Below are 10,997 nucleotides of genomic sequence, written 5' to 3' on the forward strand. Positions count from 1 at the left end.
CGAACAGGACCTCGACGCCTTGATCCACGAGGCCGCGGACCACGATCTCGGCGCCGGTCATGGCGCGGTCCGCGGTGGTGGCGGGAGCTTGGCTCTCGATGGTCTGATGGGCGGTCATGGCGGTGATCCCGAGGGGCTGGGAAGCTGGACTGTGGTGAAGCAGAAAAGAAAAAAGGTCCCGAAGGACCTTTGTACGCGCGACCGATCTATCAGCGTGACTTCAACGTCACGCCGTGAACGGCCGCTCCATAAGTACGATCATGGTGTTGCGCACGAGTGTTGCTCCAAATGGATGATCGGGGAATGCCATGCTCATTCGAGGGCGTCAAGGCGCGGTTTGACGCAAGAAACAACCCGTTGCGCTGGCGCAACGGTGTTCCGTCAGGCGAAATTCAGCCCAGGCTCTTCAGCAACAGGGCAAGGGCGTGCTCGGCGAACCGGTGCATGTTGGTCTCGCGGTCGTCAAGGCCCGTCTCGATGGTAAGACTGACCTCGGTGTCCGGCCCCACCACGGCCGTGCAGCTGTGGCCCGCGGCGTCGCCGTAGCGGTTGCCGTCGGGTCCCGCCGCGCCGGTTTCCGACAAGCCCCACGTCGCCTTCAGGTTCTTGCCCGCCACCCGGGCCAACAGCACGGCGTAGGGCTCGCTGGCCGAGCGCAGGCCGTCCATGGCCTTCTGGGGGATGTCCAGCAGGGTCAGGCGGGCGCGGGCGGTGTAGACCACGGCGCCGCCGACATAGAACTTCGACGCGCCCGGCACGGCGAGCAGGGCCGAGGAGATCAGGCCGCCGGTTGAGGATTCGGCGATGGCGACGGTCTCGCCCCGTTCGGTCAGGCGAGCGGCGACGGCGGCGGCGAGGCGGGCGAGTTCGGTCATGGATATCGTCCTGTGTACTGGGGAACTTGCCCCGACCTTGGCGGCTTCGCCGCCTGTCCGCTCCCATAGGGGGCGGAGCCTGAAAACGCGCCCTCTTCCCCCTATGGGGAAGGAGGGTCACGCAGTGACCCGGAGGGGGCAAGGGTGTTCGCCCGCTCCCAGTCCGGCGTCTGGTTCCTGAACCAGGTCAGCTGCCGCTTGGCATAGCGCCGCGTTTCCTGCCGGGCCGCCTCCAGCGCCTCGTCGAGCGTGGTCTCGCCTCGCAGGTGAGCGGCCAGTTCGCGGTAGCCGACGGCCTTGAGGGCGGGGAGGGGCGGCGTCAGGCCCCGGGCCTCCATGGCCGCCACCTCGTCCAGCGCTCCGCGTTTGACCATCCGGCCCAGGCGCGCGTCGCAGCGGTCATAGAGCTCGGCGCGGGGCGGCTCGAGCACCAGGCCGCGCCAGGTCCCCTCGGCGAGGGCGGGCTTGGTTTCGGTCTGCCAGGCGGTCAGCGCCTTGCCGGTGGCGATGGCCACGGCATGGGCGCGGACCAGGCGCTGGCGGTCGCCGATCTCGATGCGCTTCTCGGCTTCGGGGTCCAGCTCGGCCAACACGTCGCGGAACTCCGGCTCGCCCTGGGCGGCGTAGAGCAGGGCCGAGACCTCGCGCTGGGTTTCCGACACCGGCGGGATGTCGGCCAGGCCGTGGGTCAGGGCTCGGAAATAGAGGCCGGTGCCGCCGACCACGATCGCGGGGCGGCCCCGCGCGGCGATTTCGGCCAGGGCTTGCGTCGCCGCCGTCAGCCAGCGCCCGACCGACCAGCCGTCGGCCGCGTCGGCCACGGCGAACAGGTGGTGCGGCGCCTGCGCCAGCTCGTCCGCCGAGGGGGCGGCCGTCAGCACCGGCAGGCCGGCATAGATCTGCATGGAGTCGGCGTTGACGATCTCGCCCCCGCTCTCGCGCGCCATTTTCAGGGCGAAAGCCGACTTGCCGCTGGCCGTTGGGCCTCCGATAAGAGTGATGCTGTTAGCGGACAATCCTGCGTCGACCTCTGGTCCCGGCGTTGGCTGTCTGCATATCCGGGGGACGCGATCCATACCATGCTTCACTTGATCTTCGCCGCCGCCTTGGCGTCGTCCACGACGCCCGCCGTCATCGCCAAGCCGGCCGCGCCGTCGCCGATCACCGTCCAGGCCAAGGCCGACCAGCAGTTCGGCTGCGCGGTGCTGTTCGTGGGCGCCGACGAGGTCCTGCGCCGCAATCCCGGCATGCTGGCCAAGCTGTCCGAGGGCGAGGGCGGCAAGGCCGTCGGGCCGTTGCTGAAGATGATGGGCGCCAGCGGGGAGGGGATCATCAACGCCGCCATCGCCGACGGCGTGGCCAGGGGCGAGAAGCCGACCGAGGTCTATCGGCGCGGCGTGGCCAGCATCGCCAGCATGATGATCGACACGCCGGTGACCAAGGCGGGCGACGACGCCAACGAAGAGCGGGGCATGGCGCTGTTCACCAACTGCCTGTCGCTGATGAACGAATAGACGCCCCTGGCGGGTTGACGCGGGCGGCTTCCTCCAATAGCCGCCCCTCATGCTCGCGATCACCCTCGTCTCGCCCGACCGTGCCGCCCTGGCGGAGGCCGCCGCCGCCGTGCGCGCCACCTGGGCCGTCTCGTCCGAAACATCGCTGGGCGAGGGCGCGCTGGACCTGTTCGTCGATGGTCCGCCGGTCGAGACCCACATGGCCGTGAAGGCCGCGGTCGGCGACCTGCCCGTCGACTTCGCCGTCCAGCCCGTCGAAAATCGCAGGAAGCGCCTGCTGATCGCCGACATGGACTCCACGATCATCAACGTCGAGTGCCTGGACGAGCTGGCCGACTTCGCCGGGGTCAAGGCGCAGGTCTCCGAGATCACAGAGCGCGCCATGCGCGGCGAACTGGCCTTCGAGGGCGCTCTGCGCGAGCGGGTCGGCATGCTCAAGGGCCTGTCGGTCGACGCCTTGCAGGCCTGCTACGACGACCGCGTGAAGCTCAACCCCGGGGCGCGCACCCTGGTGCGGACCATGGCCGAGAACGGGGCCCGTTGCGCCCTGGTCTCGGGCGGCTTCACCTTCTTCACCGCGCGCGTCGCCGAGGCCGCCGGCTTCCACCTGAACCGCGCCAACACCCTGATCGAAGAGGGCGGCAAGCTGACTGGAACGGTCGGCGATCCGATCCTGGGCAAGGAGGCCAAGCTGGCCGCTCTGCAGGAAGAGACCTCGGCCCTGGGCCTGACCCCGGCCGACGCCCTGGCGGTGGGCGATGGGGCCAACGACCTGGCGATGATCGAGGCCGCAGGCCTGGGCGTCGCATACCGCGCCAAGCCGATCGTCGCGGCCCAGGCGCACGCCAAGGTCGACCACGCGGACCTGACCGCCTTGCTCTACTTCCAGGGCTACACCGCCGCGGAGTTCGTTTCGTGACCTTCCCGCGCGGCATCCCCTTTCCGCAAGAGATTCGGGCCGTGGTCTTCGACATGGACGGCCTGCTGCTGGACACCGAGACGGTCTACCAGGCTGCCATGATCGAGGCGGGCCAGGCGTTCGGCATCGATTTCACCGCCGCGACCTATCGTTCGATGGTGGGCAAGACCAATCCGGAATGCGCGGTGATGCTGCGCGAACTGTACGATCCGGCCTTCCCGGTCGAGGACTATTTCTCACGCGTCTGGAGCGACGTCGAGATCATCCTGGAGGCCGAGGTTCGGCTGAAGACCGGGGTGATGGAGATCCTCGACTACCTGGACGTCCTGGGCCTGCCCCGCGCCATCGCCACCTCCAACAGCCGTCAGGCGGTGGACCGCTATCTGGGCCGCTTCGACCTGCTGAAGCGCTTCCACGCGGTGGTCGCCAACGCCGACGTCGTGCGTCACAAGCCGCACCCCGATCCCTACCTGGAGGCGGCGCGCCGGTTGAACGTCGATCCGACCCTGTGCCTGGCCCTGGAGGACTCCCACCCCGGCGTCCGCGCGGCCCACGCGGCGGGGATGATGACCATCATGGTGCCCGACATCCTCGATCCGAACGAGGAGATGCACGACAAGTGCGTCCACGTCGCCGACAGCCTGCACGTGGTGCTGGGGCTGCTGAAGGCGGCGGCTTAGGCGCTCGCTCACCCTCTCCCATGGGGAGAGGGAGGGGCCCATTGCGCAGCAATGGGAGGGTGAGGGGGTTCTGAATTAACCGGCGCGCCGGCAGGGCGTTCGAGTGAAGTCGGTGAGAGTGTAACCCCTCACCCTCCCACCGCGACGCGGCGGGCCCCTCCCTCTCCCACTGGGAGAGGGTTCGAGATTTGCCAATCCCCCAGGAACGCCACCACCCTGGCCAGCGCCATCGGCTTGGCGATGTGGAAGCCCTGGGCCAGGTCGCAGCCCATCATTTGCAGCATCGCCAGGGCCTCGCGGCTCTCGACGCCTTCGGCCGTGACCTTCAGGCCCAGGCTGTGGGCCAGATCGATGGTGGACTTGACCAGCAGGGCGTCCTTGGCGTCGTTCTCCAGGGACAGCACGAAGGCCTTGTCGATCTTCAGTTCGTCGGCGTTGATCTGCTTCAGATAGGCCAACGACGACAGGCCCGAGCCGTAGTCGTCGATCGACACGGGGATGCCGGCGGCGGTCAGCTTGGCCAGAACGCCCAGGGCGACGTCCGGATTGCCGATCACGGCGGTCTCGGTGATCTCGAAACAGAAGCGGGCGCCGGCGGCGGCGATCTTCTCGATGGCGCGGTCGGCGAATTCTGCGTCGTCGACCAGCCGACCGGAGATGTTGATCGAAATCGTCAGGTCGTGGCCGGCGTCGCGCAGGACGCGCTGATCGGCGATGGCCCGGTCGATCACGCAATCGGTCAGGGCGCGGATATAACCGGTCTCCTCGGCCATGCCGACGAACAGGTCCGGCCGCAGAAGGCCGCGGGTCGGGTGGTCCCACCGCACGAGGGCCTCCAAGCCCGCGATCGCGCCGCTGCGCAGGTCCAGCTTGGGCTGGTGATGCAGGAACAGGGCGCCGCTCTCGACGCCCTCCAGCATTTCGCTCATCAAGGACAGGTTGCCGGCCGGGTCGCCATAGGCCTCGGCGTCGAAGAACGCCACCTTGCGGCCGCAGGCGCGGGCCTGGTCGAGCGCGATCATCGCCTGTTCGATCAGTCGCGGAGCGTCGATGGTCCCGGCCTCGGCCGCGGCCATGCCGTTGGAGATGTGGACATCGACCACTTCGCCGCCCAGGCGGACGGGCGCGGCGAGGTCGACGAGCGCCTTCTCGATCAGCGGCAGGACGTCGTCGGTCAGCGCTGTCAGGCGGGAGATCACGCAGAGGGTAGATGTCGTCACGCGGCCGACCACGGCCTCCGGGTCGAGCACCTGGATCCGCGCGCCGATCTCGGCGATCAACTGGGTGAACAGGGCGTAGCCGATCGCGCTGCGCAGGACGGTGTAGCGGTCCAGCCCCAGGCACCCCACCACGACCTGTTCGCCGGGCGCCAACCGGGCCATGCGCGCCTCGATCTCGCGCTCGACGGCCAGGTGGTTGGGCAGGCCGGTCTCGGCGTCGTGCAGGGCCAGTTCGGTGATCCGGACCTCGCGCTCGCGGATCTCGGCGGCCATCAGGTTGAAGCTGTCGGACAGGCGGCCGATCTCGTCGCTGGAGCGGACATCGACGTGGGCGGCCTCGCCGCGCCGCAAGCGGCGAGCGGCCTCGTCCAGGGCGGCCAGCGGCCTGGCGATGTCGCGCGACAGGGCCCAACTGGCGGCGGCCACCAAGGCCGCGCCGATCAGACCGGCGATGATCACCGCGGCCATCAGCGGCCGGTAGGGCGCCATGGCCAGGGCCATCGGATAGCGAAGCACCAGGGCGGCCGGGGTCTGGCCGTCCAGCGCCTTCAGCCGCTTGACCAGCACCAGATTGTCGTCCGTGGCCGTGCGCAGGCGAGCGGGCGCGGTGTCACCCTTGCCCATGGCCATGGCCGTGGCGACGACGGCGCCCAGGGCCTTGGCGTCAGCGGTCTTGTCGGTGGTCTCCCAGGTTTCGCCGCGACGGTCGAACACCTGGGCGTCTAGGCGGATGGCGGACAGTTGCTCCAGGGCGGTCATCTCGCGGTCGTCGAGCCGGGCGCCGAACACGATCCAGCCGGTGAGGGCGGGCGACATCACCGGGGCGGAGATCAGTTGGTAGGGCGCGCCGTCGACGACGAACACGCCCTGGGCTCCGCCCTCGTGATCGAGGGCGCTCCACAGCTTGTCGATATCGACCTTGGTTGGATCGACGCCGACCACGTCGCCGTCCACGCCGACCATGAAGGCCAGCTCCAGACCCATCCGTTGGCGCAGGTTGGTCACCGCCGACTCGACGGTCGGCGCATCGCGGGTCGCCACGGCGGCGCGGAAGCCGAAGTCGCGCGACAGAAGGTCCGCGCCGTCATGCAGGCGCTGGGTGCGCAGGGTCCAGACGCTGTCGAACACCGTGCCGGTCGCGGCCAGTTCCCTGCGGACCTGCTGCTGGGCGTTGTTGGCGATGGTCAGATAGACGCTCACCGCGACCAGGCTCAGGGCCAGGGCGAACAGTCCCGCATACAGGACGGTCAGCTTGGTCTGGAGGCGCTTGAACATCGGGTTCAGTGTCCGCCTGGCCGCAATTCGATCGTCGCGGTCTCGCGGGCCGCGCCGTGAACGGCGGTGACGGCCAGGGTCTTCTCGTTCTTCGGCGCGCGCAGATAGGGGTGCCAGACCTTGGCGACGATCGGGCCGTCGGGCAGGCCGCGGACCACCGCGGCGCCATTGGCGTCGGTTTTGGCCGCATAGGCGGTGTCGACCACCTTGATGAAGCCGACCATCTGGTCGTGGATGTTGCAGCCGATCGCCGCCACGCCCACGGCGGGCAGCTTCACGACGCGGTTTTCCTCACGGCCGTAGAGCTTCAGCTCGAACTTGTTGCCGGCCGAGAACGAGTAGACGTGGTGGCGCACCTTGTCGAAGTTGGGGAACGACACTTCGGCCCCCGCCGGCACGATCAGCACGAACGGGCTGAACTGGATGTTTTGCTGGGCGACGCGATAGGGCCAGTCGAATTTGATGGGGCCCTTGGTCGGCTGGCCGTTGGGATAGACCGTGACGACCGCGTCCGGAACGGGCTTGCCGTCTGCGCCGCGCACCGAGACCGTCAGGTCGGCGGCCTGGGCGGATCCCGCCAGCATTGCAGCCACGAAGAGTATCGGTGCGATCTTCATGCTGCTTGCTTAACCGTGGCGCGGTGAAATCCCAGTTAACAGGCGTCGGGCGGCGTTCGCCGGCCAAAGACCTGCGACAAAATGTCGTGCTCAAGGTTCCGTAAAGTCTTGCCCTGCATGGTCCTGGGCGAAACCGCTTGGGGGCGTGATGCGATCGAGACTTCTGGTGACGGCGGCGGCCCTGGCGGCTTGCGCCCTGAGTGTTGACGCGGGTCATGCGGCCGAGGCGGAACCCGGCGGCAAGCTGCTGTTGACCGGCGGCGTCAGCGCGCTCGAAGGCGGGGCCGGCGGCGGCCTGTCGACCTGGGCTCTGATCGGCGGCAACGAGACCTCGCGCGGCGTGGGCGGCTCGGTCCACGCCACCTATGTCAACGTGCCCGACTACGAGCTGCGCTCGGTCGGGGCGACGATCGGACTGTTCGACCGGGTCGAGCTGTCGCTGGCTCGCCAGGAATTCGACACCGGCGCGACCGGCGCCAAGCTGGGCCTGGGCAAGGGCTTCACCTTCAAGCAGGACATCGCCGGCGTGAAGGTCCGCCTGATCGGCGATGCGGTCTACGACCAGGACACCTGGTTGCCGCAGGTCGCGATCGGCGCCCAGATCAAGCAGAACAACCAGAACGCCATCATCCACGCCGTCGGCGGCCAGAGCGACACCGGCGTCGACTACTACGCGGCGGCGACCAAGCTGCTGCTGGACAAGAGCCTGGTCCTGAACGGCACGGTGCGCCTGACCAAGGCCAACCAGACGGGCCTGCTGGGCTTCGGCGGCGACAAGAACGACAGTTACAAGGCCCAGTTCGAGGGCTCGGCCGGCTGGCTCGTCTCCAAGCGCCTGCTGGTCGGGGCCGAGTACCGGACCAAGCCGGACAACCTCGGCTTCGCCAAGGAAGACGACTGGGCCGACGTCTTCGTGGCCTATGCGTTCAGCAAGACCATGTCGGTGACGGCGGCCTATGCGGACCTGGGCGACATCGCCACCTTCAAGAACCAGCGGGGCCTCTACGTCTCGCTGCAGGCCGGCTTCTAGGGATCATGACCATGCGCCTTCTCCTGGCCGCCACGGCCCTTTGCCTGAGCCTCTCCAGCGCCGCCTTCGCCCAGACCGTCCCGCCCGGCGAGCAGCCGGTCGATCCCTATGTCCAGTCGAACGCCAACGCCGGCGCGACGCCGATGAAGGACGGCGACGTCCTCAAGGCCTTTCACGGCAAGGAAGGGCTGGCCCGCATCACCAGCGACCTGGTCGACCGCAACGTCGCCGATCCGCGCATCAAGGACATCTTCGCCACCGCCGACCTGGTCCGGCTGAAGCGGACCCTCTCCGAGCAGTTCTGCTACATCCTGGCGGGCCCCGCATCCGAAGGCGGCTGCGACTATACCGGCAAGGACATGAGCGCCACCCACAAGGACCAGGGGATCACGCCGCGCGACTTCAACGCCCTGGTCGAGAACCTGCAGCGGGCGATGGACAAGGAAGGCGTGCCGTTCGGCGCCCAGAACAAGCTGCTGGCCAAGCTGGCCCCGATGAGCCGCCAGGCGATCGAGCGGCGCTAACGCTCTGCGTCCTTCGAGGCTCGCCTGCGGCTCGCACCTCAGGATGAGGAGCGTGGATTGGCTCTGAATTCCTCATCCCGAGGCGCCCGCGCAGCGGGCCTCGAAGGACGCTAGGCGGCGACAGCACAACGAAAAAGGGCCGGCGGAGCGATCCGCCGGCCCTTTCTGTCAGATCGAGGTTTCTATCCCGCCGGGCCCTTCTCGAAGTACCGGAAGAACGCGCTGTCGGGCGACAGCACCAGGGTGGTGTCGCCCTTGCCCATCGCGGTCTCGTAGGCCGCCATCGAGCGGTAGAACGAGGCGAAGCTGGGGTCGCGGCCGAAGCTGGAGGCGAACAGCTGGGCGCGTTGGGCGTCGGCCTCGCCGCGGATCTTCTCGGCCTCCTCGGTGCCGGTGGCGATGATCTCCAGGCGCTGTTGCTCGCCCTTGGCCCGCAGTTCGGCGGCCTCGCGCTGGCGGGCCGTGCGCATGCGTTCGAACACCGCCTGCTGGTTGGCCTCGGGCAGGTCGGCGCGCTTGATGCGCACGTCGATGATCTGCACGCCCAGGTTCGACGTGGCGGCGCGGCGGATCATGGCGTCGCGGGTGCGCTTGGTCAGGGCGGCGCGACCGCCCGAGACGATCTCCTCGGACGAGGCCCGGCCCAACTCCTGGCGCAGGGACGAGTTGACCAGCCGGGTCAGGCGGTCGCCCGCCGTGCGCTCGTCGCGCAGGGTGCGGTAGAACTGGCGCGGGTCGGTGACGCGGTAGCGCACGAAGGCGTCGACCACCAGGCGCTGGGCGTTGGAGGCCATGATCTCCTCCTGGTCGACGCTCAGTGCGATGCTGCGATTGTCGAACCGCACCACGGTGTCGATGAAGGGCGTCTTCAGGTGCAGGCCGGGCTTCTCGACCTCGCGGACAGGATCGCCGAAGCGGACGATCAACGCCTGCTGGCGCTGGTCGATCTGGTAGACGGTCTGCGACAGCAGGATCAGGGCGCCCAGGGCCACGGCGGCCCCGGCGAACAGGCGACGGTCGGTCATCAGTTGGCTCCCGCGGGCGTGGACGAGGTCACCCGGGCCGTCGAGGCGCGGGGGCGGAAGACGTCGGGCGGCAGGATGATCGGGGCGCTGGCGCCCTTGCTGTCGACCACCACCTTGTTGGAATTGGCCAGCACTCCATGGTCTCGATGTAGAGGCGTTCGCGAGTGACGGCGGGGGCCAGCTTGTACTGTTCGTAGAGCTGGTTGAAGCGCGAGGCCTCGCCCGAGGCTTCACGCACGACCTGGGCGCTGTAGCCGCGCGCGGCCTGCACCACCTTGGCGGCCTCGCCCAGGGCGACGTTGGCGTTGGACTCGGCGTTCTGGCCGGCCGCGGTGACGTCCTGGAAGGCGGCGATGACCGGCGGCGGCGGGTTGGCGGTGCGGATCTGCACGCCGTCGATGAACACGCCGGCCTGGTAGCGGTCGAGGATGGCCTGGGCCAGGGTCCCGGCCTGGTCCTGGACCTGGCCGCGCCCAGTCGTGAGGATCGGCTGCAGCGCGGTCTTGCCGATCACTTCGCGCATGGCGCTCTCGGCCACCGCCTTGATGGCGGCGTCGGGGTCGCGCAGGTTGAACAGGTACTTGGCCGGGTCGGCGATGCGGTACTGCACCGAGAAGCTGAGATCGACGATGTTCTCGTCGCCGGTCAGCATCAGGCTTTCGTCGGGCACCGGCGCGCCGGGCTGACCGCCGATGTCGATCCGCTGCAGCGAGGTGACCGACACCTTCTCGGCCGTCTCGATCGGGAACGGCAGGTGATAGCGCAGGCCCGGCGAGGTGGTGCGCGAATAGGCGCCGAAGGTGGTGACCACGGCCTGCTCGTCGGGCTGGACCACATACGATCCCGAGGCCGCCCACAGGAACGCGACGACCGCGGCCGAGGCGGCGATCGCGCGCGACCGGCCGGGGCCGCCGAAGGTCTGGCGCAGGCGGTCGGACAGGCGCTCGAGCAGGGCGTTGACGTCGACGGGCGGCGGCGGGTCGCCGGATCCTCGCGGACCGCCCTGACGGGCCCCATCGCCCTGGGATCGATCTGCGTCCTTCTTGCCGTCGTTGGGCGGCGGAGATCCCCAAGGTCCGGGGCCGGCGTTGTCGTTCCAGGGCATGGGCGGCTTGGTCTTCCCGTCACAGCGAATGGCGGGGTTGTAAAACTACCCCCGCACGCGGATATGAGAGCCCCCGCAGAACAAGGCAAGACAAACCCGTGACCGCAGCTTCGCCCGCCACCCTCGACGACGCCCGCGCGGCGCTGGATCTGATCGTCGATCCGGTCTCGGGCGAGGGGCTGGTCGCGGCCGGTCTGGTCCAGGGTCTGGTCG

The 10,997-nt window shown here is 68.9% G+C and carries 13 protein-coding genes and 2 pseudogenes; 7 read left to right on the forward strand and 8 right to left on the reverse strand.

The genetic code is table 11. The annotated features are described in order from the left end of the window. The 4 genes from AC1DZ6_RS09610 to miaA all read right to left on the reverse strand — a co-directional run. The coding region (locus tag AC1DZ6_RS09610) for a hypothetical protein (RefSeq protein ID WP_477096974.1) at positions 1 to 118 on the reverse strand (118 nt) is incomplete at its 3' end. Between the two features lie 108 nt (positions 119 to 226). After that, a complete protein-coding gene (locus tag AC1DZ6_RS09615; RefSeq protein ID WP_369744215.1) occupies positions 227 to 274 on the reverse strand; it encodes a hypothetical protein in 48 nt (15 codons plus the stop codon). A 118-nt stretch (positions 275 to 392) separates the two neighbouring features. Further along, entirely contained in the window at positions 393 to 875 is a 483-nt protein-coding gene (locus tag AC1DZ6_RS09620; RefSeq protein ID WP_477096964.1) for a CinA family protein, read from the reverse strand. A 101-nt stretch (positions 876 to 976) separates the two neighbouring features. Continuing rightward, entirely contained in the window at positions 977 to 1,891 is a 915-nt protein-coding gene (miaA, locus tag AC1DZ6_RS09625) for a tRNA (adenosine(37)-N6)-dimethylallyltransferase MiaA (protein WP_477096965.1), read from the reverse strand. Between the two features lie 63 nt (positions 1,892 to 1,954). On the opposite strand from miaA, the gene AC1DZ6_RS09630 reads away from it, so the two are divergent. The 3 genes from AC1DZ6_RS09630 to AC1DZ6_RS09640 are packed head-to-tail and all read left to right on the forward strand — an operon-like array spanning position 1,955 to position 3,988. Then, positions 1,955 to 2,389, forward strand: coding sequence for a hypothetical protein (locus AC1DZ6_RS09630; protein ID WP_477096966.1), 435 nt, complete (start codon positions 1,955 to 1,957; stop codon positions 2,387 to 2,389). 49 nt (positions 2,390 to 2,438) lie between these two features. Then, the gene (gene serB, locus AC1DZ6_RS09635; protein ID WP_477096967.1) at positions 2,439 to 3,308 is read left to right on the forward strand and encodes a phosphoserine phosphatase SerB; all 870 of its coding nucleotides are present in this window, start codon (positions 2,439 to 2,441) and stop codon (positions 3,306 to 3,308) included. 14 nt (positions 3,309 to 3,322) lie between these two features. Further along, positions 3,323 to 3,988, forward strand: a complete 666-nt coding sequence (locus AC1DZ6_RS09640; protein ID WP_477096975.1) for an HAD family hydrolase — start codon at positions 3,323 to 3,325, stop codon at positions 3,986 to 3,988. 128 nt (positions 3,989 to 4,116) lie between these two features. On the opposite strand, the gene AC1DZ6_RS09645 is transcribed toward AC1DZ6_RS09640, so the two are convergent. Continuing rightward, positions 4,117 to 6,483: a putative bifunctional diguanylate cyclase/phosphodiesterase gene (locus AC1DZ6_RS09645; protein WP_477096968.1), complete on the reverse strand. Its 2,367-nt coding sequence runs from the start codon at positions 6,481 to 6,483 to the stop codon at positions 4,117 to 4,119. 5 nt (positions 6,484 to 6,488) lie between these two features. Further along, entirely contained in the window at positions 6,489 to 7,100 is a 612-nt protein-coding gene (locus tag AC1DZ6_RS09650; protein WP_477096969.1) for a cupredoxin domain-containing protein, read from the reverse strand. 148 nt (positions 7,101 to 7,248) lie between these two features. Here AC1DZ6_RS09650 and AC1DZ6_RS09655 point away from each other — a divergent pair, with 148 nt between their 5' ends. From AC1DZ6_RS09655 to AC1DZ6_RS09665, 3 genes and pseudogenes are all read left to right on the forward strand, one after another. Then, positions 7,249 to 8,130: a DUF3034 family protein gene (locus tag AC1DZ6_RS09655; RefSeq protein ID WP_477096970.1), complete on the forward strand. Its 882-nt coding sequence runs from the start codon at positions 7,249 to 7,251 to the stop codon at positions 8,128 to 8,130. Positions 8,131 to 8,141: 11 nt separating this feature from the next. Next, on the forward strand, positions 8,142 to 8,654 hold the full coding sequence (locus AC1DZ6_RS09660; protein WP_477096971.1) for a group I truncated hemoglobin: 513 nt from the start codon (positions 8,142 to 8,144) through the stop codon (positions 8,652 to 8,654). 24 nt (positions 8,655 to 8,678) lie between these two features. Further along, a pseudogene (locus AC1DZ6_RS09665) lies at positions 8,679 to 8,772 on the forward strand (hypothetical protein); the annotation flags it as partial. A gap of 64 nt (positions 8,773 to 8,836) precedes the next feature. Here AC1DZ6_RS09665 and hflC read toward each other — a convergent pair. After that, positions 8,837 to 9,679: a protease modulator HflC gene (gene hflC / locus AC1DZ6_RS09670; RefSeq protein ID WP_477096972.1), complete on the reverse strand. Its 843-nt coding sequence runs from the start codon at positions 9,677 to 9,679 to the stop codon at positions 8,837 to 8,839. Between the two features lie 28 nt (positions 9,680 to 9,707). Continuing rightward, positions 9,708 to 10,784, reverse strand: coding sequence for an FtsH protease activity modulator HflK (gene hflK / locus AC1DZ6_RS09675; protein ID WP_477096973.1), 1,077 nt, complete (start codon positions 10,782 to 10,784; stop codon positions 9,708 to 9,710). 98 nt (positions 10,785 to 10,882) lie between these two features. On the opposite strand from hflK, the pseudogene AC1DZ6_RS09680 reads away from it, so the two are divergent. Continuing rightward, a pseudogene (locus AC1DZ6_RS09680) lies at positions 10,883 to 10,997 on the forward strand (sodium:proton antiporter); the annotation flags it as partial.

It is taken from the genome of Caulobacter sp. P1_B12_2 (assembly GCF_056406675.1).

What these genes read in the sequence shown, in the direction of transcription:
- AC1DZ6_RS09655 (WP_477096970.1), top strand. Translation starts at nt 7,249, where the DNA reads ATGCGATCGAGACTTCTGGTGACGGCGGCGGCCCTGGCGGCTTGCGCC.
- AC1DZ6_RS09620 (WP_477096964.1), bottom strand. Translation starts at nt 875, where the DNA reads ATGACCGAACTCGCCCGCCTCGCCGCCGCCGTCGCCGCTCGCCTGACC.
- AC1DZ6_RS09660 (WP_477096971.1), top strand. Translation starts at nt 8,142, where the DNA reads ATGCGCCTTCTCCTGGCCGCCACGGCCCTTTGCCTGAGCCTCTCCAGC.
- AC1DZ6_RS09630 (WP_477096966.1), top strand. Translation starts at nt 1,955, where the DNA reads ATGCTTCACTTGATCTTCGCCGCCGCCTTGGCGTCGTCCACGACGCCC.
- hflK (WP_477096973.1), bottom strand. Translation starts at nt 10,784, where the DNA reads ATGCCCTGGAACGACAACGCCGGCCCCGGACCTTGGGGATCTCCGCCG.
- AC1DZ6_RS09645 (WP_477096968.1), bottom strand. Translation starts at nt 6,483, where the DNA reads ATGTTCAAGCGCCTCCAGACCAAGCTGACCGTCCTGTATGCGGGACTG.
- hflC (WP_477096972.1), bottom strand. Translation starts at nt 9,679, where the DNA reads ATGACCGACCGTCGCCTGTTCGCCGGGGCCGCCGTGGCCCTGGGCGCC.
- AC1DZ6_RS09650 (WP_477096969.1), bottom strand. Translation starts at nt 7,100, where the DNA reads ATGAAGATCGCACCGATACTCTTCGTGGCTGCAATGCTGGCGGGATCC.
- serB (WP_477096967.1), top strand. Translation starts at nt 2,439, where the DNA reads ATGCTCGCGATCACCCTCGTCTCGCCCGACCGTGCCGCCCTGGCGGAG.